The sequence below is a fragment of the Tabrizicola sp. M-4 genome (assembly GCF_051132405.1).
GTDB lineage: Bacteria > Pseudomonadota > Alphaproteobacteria > Rhodobacterales > Rhodobacteraceae > Paragemmobacter.
Window position 1 is genome coordinate 1,951,778 of the sequence record NZ_CP128606.1, and the last position, 23,850, is coordinate 1,975,627.

The 23,850-nt window shown below is 66.7% G+C and carries 22 protein-coding genes; 12 read left to right on the top strand and 10 right to left on the bottom strand.

Features of this window, described 5'->3' with window-relative positions; translation table 11 throughout:
• Window positions 1-45 precede the first annotated feature (45 nt).
• From TabM4_RS09455 to TabM4_RS09465, 3 genes are read right to left on the bottom strand one after another with little or no spacing between them, the layout of a single operon-like run.
• Window positions 46-516: a CinA family protein gene (locus TabM4_RS09455; protein ID WP_434621652.1), complete on the bottom strand. Its 471-nt coding sequence runs from the start codon at window positions 514-516 to the stop codon at window positions 46-48.
• Window positions 517-520: 4 nt separating this feature from the next.
• Complete coding sequence (locus TabM4_RS09460) at window positions 521-1,003, bottom strand: phosphatidylglycerophosphatase A family protein (protein ID WP_434622006.1); 483 nt, start codon at window positions 1,001-1,003, stop codon at window positions 521-523.
• Complete coding sequence (locus tag TabM4_RS09465; protein WP_434621654.1) at window positions 1,003-2,133, bottom strand: bifunctional 2-C-methyl-D-erythritol 4-phosphate cytidylyltransferase/2-C-methyl-D-erythritol 2,4-cyclodiphosphate synthase; 1,131 nt, start codon at window positions 2,131-2,133, stop codon at window positions 1,003-1,005. The genes TabM4_RS09460 and TabM4_RS09465 overlap by 1 nt, the downstream gene beginning before the upstream one ends.
• A gap of 203 nt (window positions 2,134-2,336) precedes the next feature.
• On the opposite strand from TabM4_RS09465, the gene dusB reads away from it, so the two are divergent.
• From dusB to hfq, 8 genes are all read left to right on the top strand, one after another.
• Window positions 2,337-3,326 (top strand): tRNA dihydrouridine synthase DusB, encoded by a 990-nt coding sequence (dusB, locus tag TabM4_RS09470; RefSeq protein ID WP_434621656.1) that lies wholly within the window; start codon window positions 2,337-2,339, stop codon window positions 3,324-3,326.
• Window positions 3,323-4,426, top strand: a complete 1,104-nt coding sequence (locus TabM4_RS09475; RefSeq protein WP_434621659.1) for a two-component system sensor histidine kinase NtrB — start codon at window positions 3,323-3,325, stop codon at window positions 4,424-4,426. Before dusB ends, TabM4_RS09475 begins: the two co-directional genes overlap by 4 nt.
• Window positions 4,426-5,790 carry a response regulator gene (locus TabM4_RS09480; protein WP_434621662.1) on the top strand — a complete coding sequence of 455 codons (1,365 nt, stop codon included), beginning with the start codon at window positions 4,426-4,428 and terminating at the stop codon, window positions 5,788-5,790. Before TabM4_RS09475 ends, TabM4_RS09480 begins: the two co-directional genes overlap by 1 nt.
• 102 nt (window positions 5,791-5,892) lie before the next feature.
• Window positions 5,893-8,157 (top strand): ATP-binding protein, encoded by a 2,265-nt coding sequence (locus tag TabM4_RS09485; RefSeq protein WP_434621665.1) that lies wholly within the window; start codon window positions 5,893-5,895, stop codon window positions 8,155-8,157.
• Between the two features lie 3 nt (window positions 8,158-8,160).
• Entirely contained in the window at window positions 8,161-9,585 is a 1,425-nt protein-coding gene (locus TabM4_RS09490) for a sigma-54-dependent transcriptional regulator (RefSeq protein ID WP_434621668.1), read from the top strand.
• A 98-nt stretch (window positions 9,586-9,683) separates the two neighbouring features.
• Entirely contained in the window at window positions 9,684-11,060 is a 1,377-nt protein-coding gene (gene trkA / locus TabM4_RS09495) for a Trk system potassium transporter TrkA (protein ID WP_434621671.1), read from the top strand.
• Window positions 11,060-12,586 (top strand): potassium transporter TrkG, encoded by a 1,527-nt coding sequence (locus tag TabM4_RS09500; RefSeq protein WP_434621673.1) that lies wholly within the window; start codon window positions 11,060-11,062, stop codon window positions 12,584-12,586. The genes trkA and TabM4_RS09500 overlap by 1 nt, the downstream gene beginning before the upstream one ends.
• Window positions 12,587-12,739: 153 nt before the next feature.
• Entirely contained in the window at window positions 12,740-12,973 is a 234-nt protein-coding gene (hfq, locus tag TabM4_RS09505; protein WP_434621676.1) for an RNA chaperone Hfq, read from the top strand.
• Here the strand turns inward: hfq and TabM4_RS09510 are convergent.
• Complete coding sequence (locus tag TabM4_RS09510; protein WP_434622191.1) at window positions 12,907-13,209, bottom strand: hypothetical protein; 303 nt, start codon at window positions 13,207-13,209, stop codon at window positions 12,907-12,909. The two genes, hfq and TabM4_RS09510, sit on opposite strands and share 67 nt — an antisense overlap.
• On the opposite strand from TabM4_RS09510, the gene hflX reads away from it, so the two are divergent.
• Window positions 13,111-14,313: a GTPase HflX gene (hflX, locus tag TabM4_RS09515; protein ID WP_434622008.1), complete on the top strand. Its 1,203-nt coding sequence runs from the start codon at window positions 13,111-13,113 to the stop codon at window positions 14,311-14,313. The genes TabM4_RS09510 and hflX overlap by 99 nt on opposite strands.
• Window positions 14,314-14,384: 71 nt before the next feature.
• Here the strand turns inward: hflX and TabM4_RS09520 are convergent, their stop codons facing one another.
• Window positions 14,385-14,762: a winged helix-turn-helix transcriptional regulator gene (locus TabM4_RS09520; RefSeq protein ID WP_434621679.1), complete on the bottom strand. Its 378-nt coding sequence runs from the start codon at window positions 14,760-14,762 to the stop codon at window positions 14,385-14,387.
• A 109-nt stretch (window positions 14,763-14,871) separates the two neighbouring features.
• Here TabM4_RS09520 and TabM4_RS09525 point away from each other — a divergent pair, with 109 nt between their 5' ends.
• The gene (locus TabM4_RS09525; protein ID WP_434621682.1) at window positions 14,872-15,708 is read left to right on the top strand and encodes an SDR family oxidoreductase; all 837 of its coding nucleotides are present in this window, start codon (window positions 14,872-14,874) and stop codon (window positions 15,706-15,708) included.
• Window positions 15,709-15,726: 18 nt separating this feature from the next.
• Here TabM4_RS09525 and TabM4_RS09530 read toward each other — a convergent pair whose 3' ends face one another.
• The 3 genes from TabM4_RS09530 to TabM4_RS09540 form a co-directional block, all read right to left on the bottom strand.
• Window positions 15,727-16,962, bottom strand: a complete 1,236-nt coding sequence (locus tag TabM4_RS09530; RefSeq protein ID WP_434621685.1) for a CoA transferase — start codon at window positions 16,960-16,962, stop codon at window positions 15,727-15,729.
• Between the two features lie 3 nt (window positions 16,963-16,965).
• On the bottom strand, window positions 16,966-17,781 hold the full coding sequence (locus TabM4_RS09535) for an FAS1-like dehydratase domain-containing protein (protein WP_434621688.1): 816 nt from the start codon (window positions 17,779-17,781) through the stop codon (window positions 16,966-16,968).
• 102 nt (window positions 17,782-17,883) lie between these two features.
• Window positions 17,884-20,352 (bottom strand): penicillin acylase family protein, encoded by a 2,469-nt coding sequence (locus TabM4_RS09540; protein WP_434621691.1) that lies wholly within the window; start codon window positions 20,350-20,352, stop codon window positions 17,884-17,886.
• Between the two features lie 81 nt (window positions 20,353-20,433).
• Between TabM4_RS09540 and TabM4_RS09545 the strand changes: the two genes are divergently transcribed.
• Complete coding sequence (locus TabM4_RS09545; RefSeq protein WP_434621693.1) at window positions 20,434-21,297, top strand: NAD(P)-dependent oxidoreductase; 864 nt, start codon at window positions 20,434-20,436, stop codon at window positions 21,295-21,297.
• A 54-nt stretch (window positions 21,298-21,351) separates the two neighbouring features.
• Here the strand turns inward: TabM4_RS09545 and TabM4_RS09550 are convergent, their stop codons facing one another.
• The gene (locus tag TabM4_RS09550; protein ID WP_434621696.1) at window positions 21,352-21,909 is read right to left on the bottom strand and encodes a twin-arginine translocation pathway signal; all 558 of its coding nucleotides are present in this window, start codon (window positions 21,907-21,909) and stop codon (window positions 21,352-21,354) included.
• 253 nt (window positions 21,910-22,162) lie between these two features.
• A complete protein-coding gene (hemB, locus tag TabM4_RS09555) occupies window positions 22,163-23,176 on the bottom strand; it encodes a porphobilinogen synthase (RefSeq protein ID WP_434622010.1) in 1,014 nt (337 codons plus the stop codon).
• 112 nt (window positions 23,177-23,288) lie between these two features.
• On the opposite strand from hemB, the gene TabM4_RS09560 reads away from it, so the two are divergent.
• On the top strand, window positions 23,289-23,846 hold the full coding sequence (locus TabM4_RS09560) for a component of SufBCD complex (RefSeq protein WP_434621698.1): 558 nt from the start codon (window positions 23,289-23,291) through the stop codon (window positions 23,844-23,846).
• The last annotated feature ends 4 nt before the right edge of the window (window positions 23,847-23,850 follow it).

Here is a 23,850-nt window from a genome sequence, read left to right on the forward strand (position 1 = left end):
GGGTCCGGGGCAGGGCCCCGGGGGCCGGCCATCCCGCACCCCGCTTCAGGCCAAGGCCCGCGCCATCAACGCCAGCGCATGTTCCACCGTCGCCCGCCGCACGGCGGCGCGGCCCAGCGGGCCGAATTCCACCGTTTCCACCTGAGTGGCCTTGCCCGCCTGCGCCAAGGCAAAGCAGACGCGCCCCTCAGGCTTGAACTCCGATCCGCCGGGGCCTGCGATGCCGGTCACCGATACCGCCATCGTCGCCTGCGACAGGCGCAGCGCGCCTTCCGCCATCTCGCGCGCGACCTCTTCCGATACCGCGCCATGCGCGGCCAGCGTTTCGGGCAGCACGCCCAGCATCTCGACCTTGGCCGCGTTGGAATAGGTGACGAAGCCGCGTTCGAAGACGTCGGAGGACCCCGCGACATCGGTCAGCGCGCCGGCGATCAACCCGCCGGTGCAGCTTTCGGCGGTGGCGATCCGAACGCCCCAGTATCGCGCCGCCTTCAGGACCTCTGCCGCCTCTGCCATCACCTCACCCCATCAGCAGCCCATGCGCGACGCCTGCCGCAATCACCACGCCGATCCCGGCGAAGATACCCGCCCAGACATCATCCAGCATCACCCCCAGCGCATCGCCGCGCGCATCGGCACGCCCCACCAGCCACGGCTTCCAGATGTCGAACAGCCGGAACAGGAGGAAGGCCGCGAGCCAGCCCGGATAGGGCATCCAGCCGTCGAAATCGCGCCACCAGAAGGCGAAAGAGGGGAAGAGCAGCGCGATCCACTGCCCCGCCACCTCGTCGATGACCACCTCGGACGGATCGTCGCCGGGGCCGCAGACGGCCTTGCAGGCGGCCAATCCCGCCCCAAACGCGACCAGCGTGGCAAGGGCAAGGCCCGGAAAGCCCGCGTAACGGTCGATCACCACGCCCAAGGCCAGCGCGGCGGCGGACCCCCATGTGCCCGGCGCAGGCCGCAGGAGACCCACGCCGAAGAAGGTGGCGATGGCGCGCATCATGCGCGTACCAGACAGGCGGTGGCCAGCGCGGCGATGCCCTCTTCGCGCCCGGTGAAGCCCAGCCGTTCCGATGTGGTGGCCTTCACGCTGACGCGGGTCACGTCGACGCCCATGATGGCGGCAAGTTCGGCCTGCATCGCGGCGGCATGCGGCCCGATCTTGGGGCGTTCGCAGACCAGCGTCACGTCGCAATTGCCCAAGGCATAGCCCTGCGCCCGCATCAGGTTCGCCGCGTGGCGCAGGAAGATGTGGCTGGCAGCCCCCTTCCATTGCGGGTCGGAGGGGGGGAAATGCCGCCCGATATCGCCCATCGCCAGCGCGCCATAGATGGCATCCGTCAGGGCATGCATGCCCACATCGGCATCGGAATGGCCCAGCAGCGCCTTGTGATGGGGCACCTTCACCCCGCACAGCCAGACGTGATCGCCTTCGGTGAAGGCATGCACGTCATAGCCATTGCCCAAGCGCACATCCATGTTGCGGTCCTTCATCATCGCCTCTGCCCGCGCGAAATCGCCCGGAAAGGTCACCTTCAGATTGCTTTCGTCCCCGTCCACGATGGCGACGTCAAGCCCTGCCGCCCGCGCCACCTCCACATCATCCGCGGCACCGCCCGGATGGGCGCGATGGGCGGCAAGGATGTCCGCGAAGCGGAAGCCCTGCGGGGTCTGCGCCCGCCAGAGGCCCGCGCGGTCGCGGGTGCCCACCACGAGGCCATCTTTGCCCAGCCACAGCGCATCGGTCACCGGAAGGGCAGGGGCCGCGCCCGGATGGGCATCCAGCGCGGCAAGGACCCGGGCGATGACCTCCGGCGCGACGAGGGGGCGCGCGCCGTCATGGATCAGGACGCGGGTGACGCCTTCCCCCGCCAGCGCCTCCAACGCGTTTCGGACCGAGGCATCGCGCGTCGCGCCGCCCTCCACCAGCAGGGCATCGGCGGCGAGGGCCAAGGCCTGCGCATGGTCGTCGGGATGGATCACGACGACAAGGCGGTCCACCGCCCCCCGGAACGCCGCCAGCGTATGGGCCAGCACGGGCCTTCCGGCCAGCAACTGCCATTGCTTGGGAATGTCGCCCCCGGCACGGCTGCCCCGCCCTGCGGCGACGATCACGGCTGCGGTCGTCATTCCCTGCGCGACTCCCCCATTGGACGCTTGCCCTTTTTCCCTCCCTACGCCACACCGCCGCGCCTGACAATCTGGCGCGGCATCGGGCAAACATGCCTAAAAATTGTGCATCGCCAGTTTTTCAGACAGAATGCCCCTCTCCGCGCTTGGCTTCTGCCCGGAGCGGCCCCTAACACCAACCTATCTGCACAAGGAACAGGCAATTGGCCCTCTGCCTCGGACCCCAGACGATCGAAACGCCCGTGCTGCTGGCACCGCTGGCGGGGATCACCGATCTGCCCTATCGCCGTCTCGTGGCGCGGTTCGGGGCAGGGCTTGTCGTGTCCGAGATGGTGGCCAGCCAAGAGGTGGTGCAGGCCCAGCCCGAGGCACGGGCGCGGGCCGAGCTGGGGCTGGAGGAACAGGCGACATCGGTGCAGCTTGCGGGGCGCGATCCCTATTGGATGGGCGAGGCGGCACGGCTGATGGAGGCCAATGGCGCGCGGATCATCGACATCAACATGGGCTGCCCGTCGAAACGGGTGACGACGGGGCTTTGTGGTTCGGCACTGCTGCGCGATCTGGACCTTGCGCTTGCGTTGATCGAGGCGGTGGTAAAGGCGGTAAACCTGCCTGTCACGCTGAAGACGCGGCTGGGCTGGGACGAACGCCTTCTGAACGCGCCGGAGCTTGCCCGGCGGGCCGAGGGGTCGGGGGTGCGGATGATCGTCATCCATGGCCGCACGCGGAACCAGTTTTACAAGGGCAGCGCCGATTGGGCCGCCATCGCGCGGGTGAAGGAGGCGGTGTCTATCCCTGTCATCGCCAATGGCGACATCATCGATGCGGGCACGGCGCGGCAGGCCTTGGCGGCTTCGGGCGCGGATGGGGTGATGATCGGGCGCGGGGCGCAGGGCGCGCCGTGGCGTCTGGCGCAGGTGGCATCGGCGCTGTACGACACGCCCGCCCCGGTGGTGCCGGAGGGCGCGGCGCTGGCCGATCTGGTGGCCGAACATTACGAGGCGATGCTGCAATTCTACGGCGCGGCTCTGGGTCTGCGCTGCGCGCGGAAACATCTGGGCTGGTATCTGGATGGCACCACAGCCGACCCCGCCCTGCGCCATGCGCTGCTGACGGCGGATGAACCGGGCAAGGCGCTGCGGCTGATACGGTCGGTCTTCACCGCGACGGACCCGAGGCGCGAGGCCGCATGACCCCATATCGCACGCCATACCCGGTTCCGGGTGTCGTCTGGGCCTCTCTGCCGCTGCCTGCATTGCTGATCGGCCCCGACAACCGGATCGCCGAGGTCAATCCGGCGGGCGAGATCTTCCTGAATGCCTCTTCCCGGTCGCTGATGGGACAACCGGCCTTCGACCGGCTGGCGATCGACGCGCCGATGGACGAGGCGCTGGCGCGGGCGCGGGTGAACCAGTCGCCGCTCTTCATCAACGACGTCGACGTGACCACGGGCGAACGCGCGCCCGTGCAGTGCAACATCCAGGTTGCGCCCATGCATGACAATGCCGAGGTGATCCTTCTGATCATCTCGCCCCGTGACATCGCGGATCGTCTGGGGCGGGCGATGCAGGTGAAATCGGCCGCGAAATCCGCCATCGGCATGGCCGAGATGCTGGCGCATGAGATCAAGAACCCGCTGGCGGGCATTTCGGGTGCCGCGCAGCTGATCGGGATGAACCTGCCGCCCGAGGATAGGGAATTGGCCGACCTGATCGTGGAAGAGACGCGGCGCATCGTTAAACTGCTGGAACAGGTGGAACAGTTCGGCAACCTGCGCCCCCCGGAACGCCGCCCCGTGAACATCCACGACGCGCTGGACCGCGCCCGCAAATCCGCGATGGTGGGTTTCGCCGCCCATATGCAGATCGTGGAGGATTACGACCCCTCGCTTCCGCCCACCTATGCCGATCCCGATCAGTTGATGCAGGTCTTCCTCAATCTCATCAAGAACGCCGCCGAGGCCTGTCAGCGCGCGGGCGAGGGGACGACGATCCGGCTGCACACCTTCTATGACCTGTCACTGCGCATCCGGGGCAGGGATGGCCGCCCCGCCGCGCTGCCTTTGCAGATCGAAATCATCGATGACGGCCCCGGCATTCCGCCGGAGATCGCCGCCGACATATTCGAACCCTTCGTTTCCGGCCGCGAGAACGGCACGGGGCTGGGGCTCGCGCTCGTGTCCAAGATCATTTCCGACCACGAGGGATGGATTTCCGTGGATTCGGTGCCCGGTCGCACCGTGTTCCGCGTTTCGCTCCCCATGGTGCCGAAAGAGAAAAAGGAGAAAGCCTGATGGATGGAACCGTCCTCGTCGCCGATGACGACCGCACGATCCGCACCGTTCTGACGCAGGCGCTGACGCGGGCCGGGTGCAAGGTGCATGCGACCTCGTCCCTGATGACGCTGATGCGCTGGGTGGAGGAGGGTAAGGGTGATCTGGTCATCTCCGACGTGATCATGCCCGATGGCAACGGGCTGGACGCACTGCCCCGGATTTCCAAGATGCGCCCCGGCCTGCCGGTGATCGTGATTTCCGCCCAGAACACCATCATGACGGCCATTCAGGCGGCCGAGGCAGAGGCCTTCGACTATCTGCCCAAACCCTTCGACCTGCCCGACCTGATGAAACGCTCCGCCCGCGCGCTGGAACAAAAGCGCCGCGCCCCGGTAAAGCCGGTGCAGCCGCGCGAGGCGGCGGATGACCTGCCGCTGGTGGGGCGGACGCCCGCGATGCAGGCGCTGTATCGGCTGGTGGCGCGGGTGATGAACACCGATCTGGCGGTGCTGATCACGGGCGAATCGGGCACGGGGAAAAGCCTGATCGCCAAGGCGATCCACGATTTCTCGGACCGTCGGTCGCAGCCCTTCGTCGTGGCGCAGGCGGCGGATCTGGCCGGGATGGACGGACCGTCCGCCCTGATGGCGCGGGCGCGGGGCGGGAGCCTCGTCTTCGACGAGGTGGCCGATTACGACGACGACATGCAGGCCCGCATCGTGCGGATGCTGGACCTAGCAGGCGACAACGCGCCGCGCATCATGGCCACGTCACAGACCGACCTTTCCGCCCGGATGGAGGGCGGGCAGTTCCGGCAGGACCTGTATTATCGCCTGTCGGGCGTCACCCTGCATGTGCCCGCCCTGCGCGAGAGGGTGGATGACATCCCGCTTCTGGCCGAGCATTTCCTTGCACGCGGCGAACGCGACCTTGGCAGCCTGCGCCGCCTGTCGAACGATGCCCGCGACCTGATCCGCGCCTATTCATGGCCCGGAAACGTGCGGCAATTGGAAAACACGCTGCGCCGCCTGATGGTCACCTCCTCCGAGACGGAAATCACCAAGGCCGAGGTGGAGGCCGTGCTGGGCAACCAGCCCGCGATGGAGCCGCTGAAGGGCGGGGGCGAGGGCGAGAAACTCTCCGCCTCTGTCGCGCGGCATCTGAAACGCTATTTCGACCTGCATGGCGGGCAACTGCCCCCGGCGGGCGTCTATCAGCGTATCCTGCGCGAGGTGGAGATGCCCCTGATCGAGATCGCGCTGGATGCCACGGCGGGAAATCAGGCCAAATGCGCCGACCTCCTTGGCATCAATCGCAATACTTTGCGCAAGAAGATCACCGATCTCGATATCCGCGTGACTCGCCGCCGCAAGCTGATGTAAAACCGCAACATCAAGCGTGTTCCCCATGCCGCACAGCGTTATGGGGCACAAGATATGGGCAGCGGGGGGATTCGGTCCCTCGGCATGAGGGGATCGCCTGACGTGCATCGCACTGTCGGAAGCAACACTTGGTCGCGCCTGTCGCGCTTGCGCCGCCAGCGGCAGGTGCAGAATGCCATGACCTTCGGCCTTGTCTTCCTTGGCCCGCTTCTGGCCGTGGCGACCTTCCTTGCGCTGGGGCCGCTGAATCAGGGGGCGAACTCGCCCTCGCTGCGGCTGATCCTGCTGGCGGACCTCGTCTATATCCTCGTCGTCGCGGCGCTGGTCATGGCGCGGGTGGTGCGGATGATCGCAGACCGCCGCAGCAAATCGGCCGGGTCGCGGCTGCATATGCGGCTGACCTTCGTCTTCGGCGTGGTCGCGCTGATCCCCACCATCCTTGTCGCGGTCTTTGCCGTGGTGACGGTGAATTTCGGTCTGGAGGGGTGGTTCTCGGACAGGGTGCGGTCGGTCGTCGGGTCCTCCCTCTCTGCCGCCGAGGCCTATGAGCAGGAGCATCGTCAGGACCTGATCGCCGATGCCGAGGCCTTGGCGCGCGACCTGAACCTGTTCAAGCAATCGATGTTCTTTCTGGATGACAGCCAGATGCGGCCCGTGCTGACGCAGGCGCAGGCCAGCATCCAGCGTGGGCTGAAGGAGGCCTATCTGATCGACGGCGCGGGCGAATTGATGACGCGCGGCGAGCGGAGCTATCTCTTCGATTTCGAACAGCCCACGCCCGATGAATTGCAGCGCGCGCGGTCGGGCGAGACGGTGCTTATTCAGGATTGGGCGAATAACGAATTCCGGGCGCTGGTGCATCTGGATGCCTTTGCCGACCGCTACCTCTATATCTCGCGCACGGTGGACGGGTCGATCCTGTCGCTGCTGGACGGCACGCGCGAGACGGTGGCGCTGTATCATCAGCTTGAATCGGAACGTGGGCGGCTGTTGTTCGAATTCGGGCTTCTCTACCTAGGCTTCGCGCTGATCCTTATCCTTGCCGCCGTCTGGCTTGGCCTCTGGTTCGCGGAACGGCTCTCGCGCCCCGTGGGGCGCTTGGCCGAGGCGGCCGAAAAGGTGGGCGAGGGCGACCTCGACGTGCAGGTGCGCGAGGAAGACGGGGATGACGAGATCGCCTCGCTGGGCCGATCCTTTAACCGCATGACACGGCAGTTGAAGGGGCAGCGCGAGGCGCTGGTTGATTCCCATTCGCAGACAGAGCGGCGGCGCAGGCTCTTCGATTCCGTGCTGTCGAATGTCACGGCGGGTGTGATCGGGCTGAACCCCGACGGGCGGATCGATTTCGCCAACCGCGCCGCCGACCGCCTGCTGGACATGGGGGCAGGGGCCAGCACCGACATGCCGCTTGCCGTTGCCGTGCCGGAATTCGGCCCGCTGTTCGAAAGGCTGATCGAAACCGCCGCGCCCGCCGCACAGGAAGAAGTGCGGCTGACGCGCAAGGGCAAGCTGGAAAGCCTGCTGGTGCGCATGTCGGAACGCCGGAACGAGGATGGCGGTCTGGAAGGCTATGTCGTGGCCTTCGATGACGTGACAGATCTGGTCAGCGCGCAGCGCATGGCGGCGTGGGGCGACGTGGCCCGCCGCATCGCGCATGAGATCAAGAACCCGCTCACGCCCATCGCGCTTTCCGCCGAACGGATCAAGCGGAAGTTCCGCCCGCAGGTGGCAGAGCCCGACGATCTGGACCAATACACCGATGTCATCGTGCGCCAGACCAATGACCTGCGCCGGATCGTCGACGAATTCTCCAAATTCGCGCGCATGCCCGAACCCGACCGCCGCGAGAATGACCTGACCGCGCTGTTGCGCGACGCGATCCTCTTGCAGGAAAGCGGCCAGCCCGGCGTGACCTTCGTCAAGTCGCTTCCCGCCGAGGCGGTGGTGATGGACCTTGACGCCACCATGATCAGCCAAGCCTTGACAAACCTCATCAAGAACGCGGGCGAAGCGATTGAAACGCTTCAGGAAAAGGGCGCCCCCGCCGGGCACCGACCGGAAATCCGCGTGACGCTGGAGGCCGAACCCGACGCCGCCGTGATCCGGATCATGGACAATGGCACCGGCCTGCCGCCCGACCGCGCGCGGCTGTTCGAACCCTATGTGACCACCCGCGAAAAGGGCACGGGCCTTGGCCTGCCCATCGTCAAGAAGATCATCGAAGAGCATGGCGGCACGCTGGCCCTGCTCGACGCACCCGTTTTCGAAGGCAATGACCATGCGGGCGCGATGGCCGAAATCCGGCTGCCGCGCGCGCCCAAGGTCCGTACCCGTAAACCCGCGGCCATGGCCGCACAGGGGGGATAGAGCATGAGCAGCATCCTGATTGTAGACGACGAAAAGGACATCCGCGAATTGATCGGGGATATCCTGAAGGACGAGGGCTTTTCCGTGCGCCTCGCCGGGAATTCCGACGATTGCATGGCCGAGATCAACGCGGAACCGCCCGCGCTGATGATCCTCGACATCTGGCTGAAGGACAGCCGCATGGACGGGATCGACATCCTGAAAACCGTCCGCCGCGACAACCCCGACGTGCCGGTCGTCATCATTTCCGGCCATGGCAACATCGAGATCGCGGTCGCCGCCATCAAGCAGGGCGCCTATGACTTCATCGAAAAACCCTTCAACATCGACCAGTTGATGGTCGTCGTCTCGCGCGCGATGGAAACCAGCCGCCTGCGCCGCGAGAACAGCGAACTGCGCCGCAAGGACGTGACCTCGGCCGAGATGCTGGGCGCAAGCCCCGCCTTCAAGGCGCTGAAATCGCAGCTTGAGAAGGTGACGAAGTCGAACGGGCGCGTGATGCTGACGGGGCCTGCCGGATCGGGCAAGGAAATGGCCGCACGCTTCATCCATGCCCACTCCAACCGGGCGGCGGCGCCCTTCGTTTCCGTCTCGTCGGCCACGATCGAACCCGAACGGATGGAAGAGGTGCTCTTCGGCCGCGAAACCTCGGAACGCGGGATCGAGAAAGGGCTTCTGGAACAGGCCCATGGCGGTGTCGTCTATTTCGACGAGGTGGCCGACATGCCACTGGGCACCCAGTCCAAGATCCTGCGCGTGCTGGTGGAACAGCAGTTCACCCGCGCGGGCGGCACCGACAAGGTCCGCGTCGATCTGCGCGTCATCTCCTCCACCACGCGCGACCTGCGCAATGAAATCGCCTCGGGCCGGTTCCGGCAGGAACTCTATGACCGCCTGAACGTCGTCCCCATCGCCGTGCCCAGCCTCGAGGACCGGCGCGAGGACATCCCCGACCTGACGCGCCATTTCATCGACCTCTTCCACCGCACGCAGGGCCTGCCCGCCCGCAGCCTTTCGACCGAGGCGGAGGCGCTGCTGCAGACCATGCCCTGGCCGGGGAATGTGCGCCAGTTGCGCAACGTGATCGAACGGGTGTTGATCCTTGGCGACGGGTCCGGGCCCATCGAGGCGCGGGAATTGCCGGGGCAGGAAACGCCCGAGGGCGATACCGGGCGGCTGGTCCTTGGCGGGGCCATGGCGACGCTGCCCCTGCGCGAGGCGCGCGAGGTGTTCGAACGCGAATACCTGCTGACCCAGATCAACCGCTTCGGCGGCAATATCAGCCGGACGGCAAGTTTCGTGGGCATGGAACGCAGCGCCCTGCACCGCAAGCTGAAATCGCTGGGCGTGGTGACCACGGCCAAGGCCGGCGGCCGCATGGCGCGGCTGGACGAGGAGATGGACGAGGACGAGGGCGAGGAGGTCTGATCCCCGCTTCGGTCCCGGGGGAGAGGCGGGCAGGTGCCCGCCATTGACCGAACCACCCCCATCTGCCAATCAGGGGGCGCGATGGACCGGAGGCAGTCATGAAGGTGATCATCTGCGGCGCGGGGCAGGTGGGCTGGCAGATCGCCCGCCAATTGTCCGGCGAGAAGAACGACGTGACGCTTGTCGATTACAACGCCGATCTCGTCCGCCGCGCGACCGATACGCTGGATGTGCAGGGGGTCGTGGGCTTTGCCTCCTATCCGGATGTGCTGGAACGGGCAGGGGCGCGGGACGCCGACATGATCATCGCCGCAACCCATTCCGACGAGGTGAACATGGTCACCTGCGAGGTGGCGCACGCGATCTTCTCCATCCCGCGCAAGATCGCCCGACTGCGCGCGCAAAGCTATCTGGATGCCATCTATTCCGACCTCTACCGCCGCGACCACCTGCCCATCGACGTGGTGATCAGCCCGGAACGCGAGGTGGCCGAGGCCGCGCTGCAGCGCCTTGCCGCGCCCGCCACCTTCGACACCGAAAGCTTCATGCTGGGCCGCGCGCAACTTCTGGGCATCCAGCTTGATGAGGATTGCCCCGTCCTCAACACCCCCCTGCGGCAGTTGAACGAACTCTTCTCCACCCTGCGCGCCATCGTCGTGGGCGTGCGACGCGAGGGGCGGCTCTTCGCCCCCGAACCCGGCGACCAGCTTTTCGCCGATGATCAGATCTACGTCTTCACCCATTCCGAAGACGTCAACCGCGCGCTGGAGATTTTCGGCAAGCAGACCAAGAAACAGGAACGCGTCGTCATCATCGGCGGCGGCAATGTGGGTCTTGGGGTGGCAAAGGCGCTGGAAGCCCGGACCGACCGTGTCCGCGCCAAGATCATCGAAAAGAACCGCGCCCGCGCCGAACGCGCCGCCGACAGCCTTGAACGGACCATCGTCCTGAACGGCGACGGGATGGACATGGACATCCTTCTGGAAGCTTCCATCGACCGCGCCGATGCGGTGCTTGCGGTGACCGATGACGACAAGACCAACCTTCTGGTCGCCGTCCGCGCGAAACAGGCCGGTTGCCCCATGTCCATCGCACTGGTGAACGACCCGACCCTTGCGCCCCTGATGGGCCCCTTGGACATCGACGCCTATATCAACCCGCGCGCCACCACCGTCTCGTCGATCCTGCGCCACATCCGCCACGGCAAGGTGCGCGCCATCTATTCCCTTGGCGATGCCGAGGCCGAGATGATCGAGGCGCAGGTCCTGTCCACCTCGCCCTTGGCGGGGCGGATGATCCGCGACATCGAATTCCCCGAAGGCGTGCTGGTGGGCGCGCTGATGAAGGGCGACAAGGTGGTGAAACCCACGGGCGACACGCGGATCGAGGCGGGCGACATCATCGCGCTTTTCACCATGGCCAGCGACGTGCGCGAGGTGGAACGCCTCCTGCAGGTCTCCATCGATTTCTTCTGATGCTGCGGCGCCTGTCGGAACTGCCGCTTCTGGTGCTGCTGATGGGGATCACGGCGCTGACGATGTGGCTGCCCGCCGCCCATGCCGTGATCCTGCGCGACCACCAGACGGGCCGCGCCTTCTTCTATTCCGGTGTCATCCTCCTTGTGCTTGCGGGAATGATCGGGATCGCCACCGTCAACCACCGCGCCCGAAATCCGGCGCGGGCGAACCTCGTCGCGCTGGTGGGGGCCTATGCGCTCCTTCCCGTGCTCATGGCGCTCCCGGTGGTGCAGGCGCTGCCCGACACGTCCTGGACGAATGCCTGGCTTGAAATGGTGTCGTCCTTCACCACGACGGGCGCCACGCTCTATGAACCCGGCCGCCTGCCGCCTTCCATACATCTGTGGCGGGCGCAGGTGGGTTGGATGGGAGGGCTTTTCATCCTCGTCGCCGCCATCGCCATTCTTGCGCCAATGACCTTGGGCGGGATTGAGGTCATGTCGGGGCGTGTGCCGGGGCGCGGGGCCGAAGGGCTCAGCCAGATCACCGCCACCGCCGATCCGGCGCGGAGGGTGGCGCGGCAGGCTGCGACGATCCTGCCCATCTACACCGCGCTAACGGTGGGGCTGTGGATCGCACTCCTCATGGCGGGGCAACCGAACTTTCCCGCGCTCATCCATGCGATGGGCACCATCTCCACCTCGGGGATCAGCGCGGGCGGAGGGTTGCCGGTCGAAGGGCCGACCTTCCTTGCCGAAGTCGCGATCTTCGCCGCGCTTTTGCCCGCCGTGACCCGCCGCCTCTGGCCGGGCTCCTTTCCGCATGATCCCAGCACCCGCATCTGGAACGACCCCGAACTGCGAATGGCAGCGGTGCTTGTCGTGGTGATCCCGGCCATCCTCTTCCTGCGCCACTGGCTTGCGGCCACGTCGGGCGCAACTGGGACAGAGGCCAATGACATCCTCTCCGGCCTGCGCGCCCTCTGGGGGGCGGTGTTCACCACGCTCTCCTTCCTGACAACCACCGGCTATACCTCGGCGGACTGGATCACCGCGCGGCAGTGGTCGGGGCTGGAAACACCGGGTCTCGTGCTGGCGGGTCTGGCCATCTTCGGGGGCGGGGTCGCCACCACGGCGGGGGGCGTGAAACTGCTGCGCGTCTATGCCCTGTTCCGCCATGGCGAGCGCGAACTCGAACGCCTGATCCACCCCAATTCCGTCGGCGGCTCCGGTCCCGTCGCCCGCCGCCTGCGGCGCGAAGGGGCCTATCTGGCATGGATCTTCTTCATGCTCTTCGCGCTGACCATCGCCGTCCTCGTCGCGGCCCTCGCCCTTGCGGGAATCGCCTTCGAACCGGCCCTGATCCTGACGCTTGGCGCGCTGACGACCACCGGCCCGCTGACCAGCGTCGCCGCCACCGACCCCATCGCGATCAGCCAGTTGCCCGCCGCCGCCAAGGCCATCCTCGCCTTTGCCATGGTGGTGGGGCGGCTGGAACTTCTGGCCATTCTCGTCCTGCTTGCACCCGATGGCTGGCGGCGCTGACCCCGCGATGTAACAGGCATCCGAAACCTTGTTTTGGGGCTGGAAACTGTCTGCAAGGCGTTACATACTTTGTTCGTCGAATGTGACCTCGGACAGAGGGAACGGGGACATCGACCATCGCGCGACAAGACCAATAACAAAGGCAAAGACAAAATGGCCGGCGACAAACAAAATTTGCAGGACGCGTTTCTCAACCACGTTCGTAAGGCAAAAATCCCCGTAACGATTTTTCTGATCAACGGTGTGAAGCTTCAGGGTGTGATCACCTGGTTTGACAATTTCTGCGTTCTCCTGCGCCGCGATGGCCAGTCGCAGCTTGTCTACAAGCATGCGATTTCCACCATCATGCCCGGCGCGCCGATCAACCTGTATGAAGGCGAAGACTGATTTCCGATCTGCCGGAAGAGGATGACGACGATCTCCCGCTCCTGAAGGGGCGGGATGCGCGTGACCGCTCGACAGCGGCCCGCGCCACGCGGGCCTATGTCCTGCATCCCGATATCCGCAACGCGAAATCCCGCCGCCTGCCCGAACATGGGCTGGCCGAGGCGATCAGCCTTGCCGCCGCCCTGCCGGAGCTTGACCTTGCCGGCGGCGAGGTGGTGCGCCTGCCGCGCGTCCATCCCGGGATGCTTTTCGGCTCCGGCAAGGTGGAAGAGTTGAAGGCGCGCTTCAAGGCCGATGACATCGCCCTCGTCCTTGTCGACGGGCCGGTCACGCCGGTGCAGCAGCGCAACCTCGAAAAGGAATGGGGGGTCAAACTCCTCGACCGGACGGGTCTCATTCTGGAAATCTTCGCCGACCGCGCCCGCACCCGGGAAGGCGTGCTGCAGGTGGAACTCGCAGCCCTCAGCTATCAACGCACGCGCCTTGTCCGCGCATGGACCCACCTCGAACGCCAGCGCGGCGGCTTCGGCTTCGTCGGCGGCCCCGGCGAGACGCAGATCGAGGCCGACCGTCGCGCCATCGACGAACAGGTCATCCGCCTGAAACGCCAGCTCGACAAGGTGGTGAAGACCCGCGAACTCCACCGTGCCGCGCGGCGCAAGGTGCCTTTCCCCATCGTGGCGCTGGTGGGTTACACCAACGCGGGCAAAAGCACGCTCTTCAACCGCGCCACCGGGGCGGATGTGCTGGCCAAGGACATGCTCTTCGCCACGCTCGACCCCACCATGCGCGGCATCACCCTGCCATCGGGGCGCAAGATCATCCTGTCGGATACCGTGGGTTTCATCTCGGACCTGCCCACGCAACTCGTCGCCGCCTTCCGCGCCACGCTGGAAGAGGTGCTGGAGGCTGACCTGATCCTCCATGTCCGCGACATCGCGCATCCGGAAACGAACGAACAGGCCGCCGACGTGGCCGACATCCTGCAATCCCTTGGCGTCGGCCCCGCCACGCCAATGTACGAGGTCTGGAACAAGCTCGACCTCGTCGCCGCCTCGGAGCGCGAGGCGCTGACGCAACAGGCCGAAACCCGCGACCGCGTCTTCCCCGTCTCCGCCCTCACGGGCGAGGGCGTGCCGCGCCTGCTGGATGCCATCTCGGCGGCCTTCGACGAGGAAAAGACCGAACGCACCCTCGCCGTTCCCTTCAGCGACGGCCGCCGCCGGGCCTGGCTTCATGCCGAAGGGGTGGTCCTGTCGGAAACCCCCACCGACACGGGCTTTGCCGTCACCGTCCGCTGGACCGCGCGGCAGGAAAAACGCTACCGCGATCTGGGCTGAGCCTCTGCCCCTTCATCCGTTCTGAAAATATCCTGCGGGGGTCCGGGGGTGCAAAACCCCCGGTCCGCCGCTCAACACCCAGCGCCGCGCCCGGCCATGATCTCCGGCATCCGCCCCTCGACCCAGCGCGCCAAGCCCCGCACCAGCGCCGCCGCCTCCTCGCCGATCTCGGTCAGCGAATAATCCACATGCGGTGGCACCACGTCATGCGCCACGCGGCGCACCATCCCATGCGCCTCCAACCCCTGCAGGGTCTGGGCCAGCATCCGCTCACTCACATCCCCCAACTCGCGCCGCAACTGTGAAAAGCGCAGCGTCCGCCCCGCAAGCGCCACAAGGATCAGCGCGCCCCAGCGGCTGGTCAGCATCCCCAGAACCTGCCGCGAGGGGCAAAGCGGATGCAGCACACTCGGCGCGGCCCCCGGCGGCGGGGCAGGGTAATCCTTCATCGCACAGACCCCTGTGAGGAAAAGCGGTATACTAACAAAAATGTAGGTTCTTCCTTTTCGTAAGTAAAGCCGTCATCTGAAGGCAACCCGCAACGAAAGGAGCCTTACCATGACCATCGCCATCACCGGGGCCACCGGCCAACTCGGCCGCCTCGCCCTTGCCGCGCTGCAGGCGCGCGGCCATGCTCCCATCGCCCTCGTCCGCGATCCGGCCAAGGCCGCCGACCTGAACGCCGACACCCGCGCCTTCGATTACAAGGCGACCGGAACCCTCGTCCCCGCCCTTGCCGGGGTGCAGACGCTTGTCCTCATCTCCTCCTCCGACACCGATGATCGCGTGGGCCAGCACCGCAACGTCATCACGGCGGCCAAGGCCGCAGGGGTGGGGCGCATCCTCTATACCTCGATCCTGCGCGCCGATACCTCGCCCCTGTTGCTCGCCGCCGATCACAAGGCCACGGAAGAGGCGATCCACGCCTCGGGCCTTGCCTTCACCCTCCTGCGCAATGGCTGGTACACGGAAAACCACACGGGCAGCCTTGGCGGGGCCATCGCCGCAGGCGCGCTGATCGGCTCGGCGGGGGAAGGGCGCTTCTCCACCGCCGCCCGCGCCGACTATGCCGAAGCCATCGCCGTTGCCGCAGGCGCGGGGCATGACGGTGCGGTCTACGAACTGGCGGGCGATACGGCGCACAGCTATGCCGACCTTGCCGCCGAAGTCTCGCGCCTGACGGGCAAGACGATCCCCTATAACGACCTGCCGCCCACGGTCTACGCGGGCATCCTGCAGGGCTTCGGCCTGCCCGAAGGCTTTGCCCATGTCCTTGCCGATGCCGATGTGCAGGCAGGCCAAGGCGCGCTTCACGATGACAGCCACACCCTGTCGCGCCTCATCGGCAGGCCCACGACGCCATGGCAGGACACCGTCGCCAAGGCGCTGGCCTGAGGTCAAAGGGGCAGGGGGTCAGGCCGCCCGCTTGGGCACCACCCCCTGCGCCACCACGCCCTCATCCATCAGCTTCCCGATCTGCCCCGACCCAAGGCCCAGCACATCGCCTAGGATTTCCTCGGTATGTTCGCCCAGCACCGGGGCAGGGGCAGGCCCCATCCGCGCCAGATCGGAAAAGGTCACGGGCGATCCCGGCACGGGGAGGCTTCCCACGCCCGGCTGATGGATCACCCGCATCATCGGATTGTCCTCCGACAGGTCCGGGTCCTGCTGCACCGCCTCGGCAAAGCTGCGGAAGACCGACCATGTCAGCCCCGCCCCGTCGAAGAGGGGGGCCACCTCCTCCAACCGCCGCGCCGCGAACCATGGCGCAAACAGCGCCGTGATCTCCTTCCGCGCGGCCCAGCGATCCCCCTCGCGCGACAGATCCAGCGCCATGCGCTGCCCCAGATTGGCCACCTCCTGCGCAAGGTCCAGCACCTTGACCAGCCCCCGCCACTGGCGATCCGTCAACCCGATGACCATGACCCGCCGCCCGCAGGCCAGCAGGAAATCCTGCCCATAGGCACCATAAAGCGAATTCCCTGCCTTCGGGCGATCCACGCCATTGGCCAGTACCTCGCCCACGATCCCAAGATTGGCCAGCATCGCCGCCGCCACATCCTTCAGCGCCAGTTCCGCCAACTGCCCGCGCCCCGTCCGCAGGCGATGCCGTTCGGCGGCCAGAAGGGCGTTCACCACCATCCCCCCCGCGATGCAATCCCATGCGGGCAGCACATGCGCCACCGGATCGGTCGACCCTTCCGCCCCCGTCGCCATGGGAAAGCCAAGCGACGGGTTCACCGTGTAATCCACCGCAGGCTCCCCCCGCCGCGTGCCCAGAAGGCTGACCATGATCAGATCTTCCCGTCGTGCCTTCAAGGCGGGGTAATCCATCCAGCCGCGTACGCGCAGATTGGTCAGGAACATCCCCGCATCCGGCCCCGGCGCGCAGATCAGGTCGGTCACGATCTCCTGCCCCTCGGGCCGCGCCATATCCACCGCCAGCGACCGCTTTCCCTTGTTCAACCCTGCCCAGAACAGGCTCGTCCCGTCCCGCGTCACAGGCCAGCGATGGGCGTCCAAGCCCCCCTGCGGCCGGTCAAAGCGGATCACATCCGCCCCCATCTGCGCCAAGGTCATCCCCGCCAGCGGCACCGCCACGAAGGCCGACCCTTCCACCACCCGCATCCCCGCCAGCACGCCCGCCATCGCCTATCCCTCCCACTCGGCCTGCATGCAGACCAGCCCATCGCCATTCACCGTGGCCACCCGATCCCCCACCCCCTGCAGCGAGAGGCTGTCGAAATGGAAGGCAGGCCGCACCCCGCGAAAACGATATCCGCCGGGCATCGCACCGCCCCGCCGCGCCCGCGCGGCCTCCATCAGAAGCATCGCCTGCAACGGCCCATGCACCACGAGGCCCGGATATTTCTCCACCCCCGTCGCATAGGGCAGGTCGAAATGGATTCGATGCGCGTTGAAGGTCAGGGCCGAGAAACGGAACAGCCGCACCTCATCGACCACCACCTCCTCGCGCCAGTCGGGGTCTGGGGCCGCAACCGGGGGCGGCGGGGTGAACCGGTCGGGCATGGCGATGAAGACGATGTCCTGCTCCTCCTCCACCGCCAGACCTTCCGCGCCGCGCACCTCGTGGCGGACGGTGACAAAGACCATCTGCCCCGTGCTGCCGGTCTTTTCGGAAACCTTGGTGATCTCTGACCGGCGGAACATCTCCTCGCCGATTCGCAAAGGCGCGTGAAAGCGCAGCCGCCCCCCCGCCCACATCCGCCGTTCCAATGGCACGGGCGGCAGGAACCCGCCCCGCGCGGGGTGCCCGTCCGGCCCCAGTTCCGCCATCGCGGCCTCGGGCGTCCATCCCATCCAGTGCCAGAGGGCAGGCAGATCCGCACCTTCGCGGAACTCCCCGCCAACCCCCAGCGTCGCCGCCATCTGCCGCGCCTGCCTCGGGCTGATCCTGTCGCGCGCCTCTTCGACGCGACCAAGCCAAGGGTCGAAGGTCCCGGTCATCTTTTTTCCCTGATCGCCGCGCGTGCGCAATTTTATTGCGCAATGATGTTGCGCGTCCGGCAAAGGTCAAGGGCCGCGTGGCAAGCGGCGGCAGGCTAAGGGTCAGTCCGCCTCGGGCATCAGCAGGGTCACGCCCACCGCCGCCGCCCGCGCCAGTTCCGGGTCAAGCGACATGGGCACATATTCCCCCCGCCGCCACAACTCGCCCAGATCATCGTAGAACCGGCTCAGCGGATGGCCCGACTGCCCGGTCGAGGTGATGAAGACCGAGGAATCCGGATCGGCAAAGTCATAGACCCCGCGATAGCCCGCGCCATGCACGTTCTGGAACGGGTTCGGCCCCTGGCCCCGCGTCTTGCCGCGCATCAGCGTGTGGTCATCGCCGCTGGTGCTTTGGCGGATGTTCACGAAATAGCGCAGGACGGGTATGCTCCCAAGCACGGGGTGATCCTGCATCGCCTCATGCGCATCGCCCCAGCGCCAGCTTTCGGGGTTCGGCCCATATGTCTCGGTCAGGGTCAAAAGCGCCTCGTCCAGCGCGATCCGCGCCAGATCGCTGCAGCTTTCCACCACCGCCGACTGCACCACGTCGCACCAGATGCTGGCCCCGTCCACGTTGCGGTAGATGCGTTCGATCAGCAGCGGCTCGATATGGGTGAAACTGTCGGCCAGCGGCCCCAGATCGTCGCGGATCAGCCGGTCCTGCAAGGCGCGCACCCATGCCTGATAGATCAGGGGTTCGGGCAGATGCTCGCTCATCTCGCCGTTCCACGCGGCAAGGATCTCCAGCGCGCGCTGGCGCAGCCGTTCCGGCGTGCCATCGGGCGCGGCCTCGCCGGTGAACCACAGATCCGCCCCGATCAGAGGCAGCAACGAGCGCGCGGTGAAACTGACGGTATCCAGCTGCGCCTCGATGAAGCTTTCGCGCGTATGCACCTCGCGCGCCTGCATCAGCGTCAGCCAGCGCTGGATGCGCTGCGTGTCGCCCCAGTCGTAGGAGACGTGCAGCGGGAAGGGCCTGTCCACCGTCTTGTTGTTGGTATTCCCCAAAAGGCCCGAGTCCGGGTTCACCACGCGCGGATTGTCCTCATAGGGCAGGATGCCCTGCCAACGGTTCGCGGCGATCCAGCCCGGCACGGGCATGCGCCCCTTGCTCTGATGGGCCGCATCGCGGGCAGGCATCGCCCCCATCAGTTGCAGCGCGATGCCGCGCCCATCGGCCAGCATCACGTTCTGCGCGGGGGCAACGACCAGACGCCCCGCCTCGATGGCCTCATCCACGCTGCGCGCCCCCATCATGCGGATCACCGCCGTCATCGATGTGTCGGCCCCTGTCAGCGCCGTCCATGACAGCGCCGCGACATGGCCGGGGGGCGTGATCGTGCCGATGTCGTAATGCGATCCGGGCAGGACGGGGCCGTTCTCCGTCCAGCGCAGGGTGATGGTCACCGGGGCGGCATCCTTGACGGTGATGATCGACCGTCGCGTGACGAACTCCTTCCAACCGTCGGGCGTGCGGTATTGTTCGGGGTTCTCGGGGTTGACCTCTTCGATGAAGAGGTCCTGATCATCCAGATAGCTGGAGGTCAGCCCCCAACCCAAGGCTTCCGACCGGCCCAGCAGCACGGCGGGGATGCCGGGGATCGTGCCCCCGATCACCCCGCCCGATTGCAGCTCCAGCCGCGCCAGATACCAGACCGTCGGCGCGGTAAAGCCCAGATGCGGGTCATTGGCCAGAAGGCTCCCCCCGGCGGCCGAGCGGGCGGGCACCGCCGCCCATGCGTTCGAGGCCCCCGCAAACTCGGCCCGCGGAAAGGGCGACAGATCCCCCGCCGTCGCCATGCGCAGGGGCGCCGAGGACGGCGCCACGCCCGGCACGATCTCCGAGAACCGGGGCAGGGCGGTCACGCCCGTTCCCGGCGCATCGGGCAGCAGGTCGCGCACCCGCGCATCGGGCAGGAGGAGCGAGACGCGCGCCCGCATCACCTCTTTCTCGATCTGCCCCGAAAGCTGCAACGCCGTCAGCTTCAGGATGGCGATGGAATCGGCGGGCTGCCAAGCCGCGATCTCGTTCGAGAACAGGAAGAATTCCGGCGCGCCCCGCCCGCGCGCATCGCGGTTCACCTGTTCGATCCAGGCATTCACCCCCCGCGCATAGGCGTCCAGCGCCGTCATCGTCGGGGCGTCCTGCACGGCCACCGAGGCCTGCGCCAGCCCGTAAAGATCATAGCGCCGCATCAATTCGTCGATCCGCAGCGTGCGCTCGCCAAAGACTTCGGACAGGCGGCCCTGCACCGTCCGGCGCAGCATCGTCATCTGCCACAGCCTGTCCTGCGCATGGGCAAAGCCCAGCGCGAAATAGACATCCGCATCGGTCGCGCCGAAGATATGGGGCACGTTGTCGTTGTTGCGCACGATCTCGACCGGGGCCGAAATGCCCTGCAGGGCGAATTCCTCGCCATAGTCGGGCAGCGAACGCGACAGGAAGTAATAGAGGATCACCACCGCCAGCACCGACAGGACGACCATCCCGGTCAACAGGCGCAACATCCAGCGGAACACGAGGAACATCTTGGCCCTGTTCTTGACGGCGGGGAACGGATGGCTTCCTAGTCCATCGGGGAACAAAGGGCAATGCAAGCGGGGGTGAAGATGGCAAAGCTGGCCTTTCTCGGTCTGGGCGTGATGGGCGGGCCGATGGCGCGGCACCTTGCGGCCAAGGGGCATGAGGTGACGGTCTACAACCGCACCCCGGCGCGGGCCGCGGCCTGGGTCGCCGCCCATGGCGGCCGCCAGGCCGCGACGCCTGCGGCTGCGGCAGAGGGGGCCGATGCCGTGCTGGCCTGCGTCGGCAATGACGACGACCTGCGTCAGGTCTGCACCGGGGAAGGCGGCGCCTTCGGCGCCATGGCGCCCGGAACGCTCTTCATCGACCACACCACGGTTTCCGCGCAGGTCACGCGGGAGCTTTCGGCCCATGCCTCGGCCCGTGGCATCGGCTTCGTCGATGCTCCTGTCTCGGGCGGGCAGGCCGGGGCCGAGAACGGCGTCCTTTCCATCATGTGCGGCGGGGCAGAGGCCGATTATGCCCGGGCCGAACCGATCATGGCCGCCTATGCCCGCATCTGCCGCCGCCTTGGCGACAGCGGGGCGGGGCAACTGGCCAAGATGATGAACCAGATCTGCATCGCGGGCCTGATGCAGGGCCTGTCCGAGGCGCTGGCCTTCGGCCAGAAGGCGGGGCTGGACGGCGAGGCGGTCGTCGAGGTGATCAGTCAGGGCGCCGCCGGATCATGGCAGATGGTCAACCGCCACAAGACCATGCTGAAGGGCGAGTTCGACTTCGGCTTCGCGGTGGACTGGATGCGCAAGGACCTTGGCATCTGCCTGAAGACGGCGGACGAGATCGGGGCAAGCCTGCCCGTCACCGCGCTGGTCGACCAGTTCTACAAGGATGTGCAGACCATGGGTGGCGGGCGGAACGACACGTCCAGCCTGATCCGCCGCCTGCGCTGATGGGGCAGGGGGCCATCCGGCCCCCCGCACCCCCCCTTTTCCCGCCCCCCCCCGTCAGGGGATGATGCGCGTGTATTTCACGCCCGCAAGCGTTGCCCCGGCGATCAGACCCTGCTGCCCGAAGACCAGCGCGATGACGGGGTCGATCTCCGTCGTTTCCTTGCCGATGCTGCCGCCCTGTTCGGGGGTTACGTATTTCAGATCGGCGCTCGCCGCCCAACCGCTCCCGGCGCGGAAATCGGCCAGCGCGGCATCGGTCATGAAGAACAGCGCATGGGCATATTGCTGCGCCCCGATCTGCAAACCATAGCTCGCCTTGGTAGAGGAGTAGTAATCCACCGTCACATCGCGGATGCGCAGCGCGCCGCGCCCATAGGCCCCGCCGATGAAGAACCCGGCTTCCGTGATCAGCGGCATGTAAAGCACGCCGAAGGCCCTGTTCGCCAGATCCTGCGTGCCGGGATAGCGCGAGAACAGGAAATTCCGCGTCGCATCCACCCGCGCGTCGATCTGCTGCGCCCCGGCCCCGCCCACGCCATTGCCGCAGGCCGCCGTCATCAACACCGAAGCCCCGGCCCCTGCCAGCAGCCCGCGTCTTGAAATTCCATTCATGAAACCGCCCCTTTTGCCTGTGGCGGGCTTCTTGCGAACCCGCTCCTTGACAAAGACTATTCCCTTTATGCGCGCCTGTCATGTCCCGCCGTGCAGGCAGGCAAAGCCCTGCCGAACAAATGTGGGGAGACGGGCGGAAGAAGGAAGGGGGCCTTCTGCCCCCTCTTGGCCTTTCGGCCAATTCACCCCCGAGGATATTTGAAGAACGGGTGAGGACAGGCCGATCAGGATGAAGGGACGCCCCTATGCCGGCTCAGCCCCAGGTCCAGCCCGCGCGCAGCTTGCGGGCCACTTCGGGCGCGAAATAGGTCAGGATGCCGTCGCAGCCCGCGCGCTTGAACCCCATCAGGCTTTCCATCATCGCCTTGTCGCCGTCGATCCAGCCACGTTCCGCCGCGCCCTTGATCATCGCATATTCGCCCGACACCTGATAGGCATAGGTCGGTGCGCCGAAGGCCTCCTTCACGCGGCGGCAGATGTCCAGATAGGGCATCCCCGGCTTGACCATCACCATGTCGGCGCCTTCGCGCAGGTCGCGTTCCACCAGACGTAGCGCCTCGTCGGTATTGGCGGGGTTCATCTGGTAGGTCTTCTTGTCGCCCTTCAGCGCCCCCGACGCCCCCACGGCATCGCGGAAGGGCCCATAGAAGGCCGAGGCGTACTTTGCCGCATAGGACAGGATCGCCACGTCGCGATGCCCCGCCGCCTCCAGCGCGGCCCGCATCGCGCCGATGCGCCCGTCCATCATGTCCGACGGCCCAAGAATATCCGCCCCGCATTCCGCCTGCACCAAGGCCATCCGGACCAGACATTCGATCGTCTCGTCGTTCAGGATCACCCCGTCGCGCACCAGCCCGTCATGGCCATTGGCGTTGAAGGGGTCCAGCGCCACATCCGTCATCACGGCAATCTCCGGAACCGCCGCCTTGATCGCCCGGATCGCGCGGTTGGCCAGATTGTCGGGGTTCCACGCCTCTTCGCAGCCTTCGGTCTTCAGCGCGGGGTCGGTATAGGGAAAGAGGCAGATCGCCGGAATGCCCAAACCCGCCGCCTCCTCCGCCGCCTTCACCACCAGATCGACGGACAGCCGCTCCACCCCCGGCATGGAGGCGATGGGTTCCCGCACCCTCACGCCATCGCGCACGAAGACCGGCCAGATCAGATCGCCCACCGCCAGCAGCGTTTCCTGCGACAGCGCCCGCAGGGCAGGGGTCCGCCGCAGGCGGCGGAAACGGGCGGCAGGTGTGGGGGCGGAAATCGGGCGCATCAGGTCAGGCTCCGGCATCGGGATCATCCAACGGGGCTTGCGCCCCGGCCCCTTGCCTGCCAGAGAAAGAGGCGCGCAACAAGCCGTCACGGAGCGGCGGGCCAAAAGGCCGATGCGCCACGGGGTTGCGGACGGGGACGGGCGGTTGGACTGGTACAAGACGATCTTCGAAGTGATCGATCTGCGATCCTTCTCCAACCTCTGGTTCTGGCTTGCCCTTGCGGTCCTGTGGTCCACGGTCAGCCATTTCGTCATCGGCGTTCCCCATGACCTCCTCCGCCGGGCCGAACGCGAGGGCGGTCAGGCCATGGCCGATGTCGAGGCGCTGGCCGGCGTCTATACCCGCCGCCTGCTCTTCATCTGGCGCAGCGGCGGGCTGGTCCTCATGGCCTTCACCTGTTTCCTTGTGACGGGGCTCATCCTGCTGGCCACACTCTACGGGATCGAATTCGCCCAGGCCGTGCTCTGCCTCCTCCTGCCCATGCTCGTCGTCAGCGCTCTCACCCTGCGGACCTGCACGATGATCGAGGCGGGCGATCTGCGGGGCAAGGACCTGATCCGCCGCCTGCGCCGCCACCGCACCACCGTCCAGACGCTGGGCATGTTCGCGATCTTCTTCACCGGCATGTTCGGCATGTACCAGAACCTCACGCTGGGGGTGTTCCGCTGATATA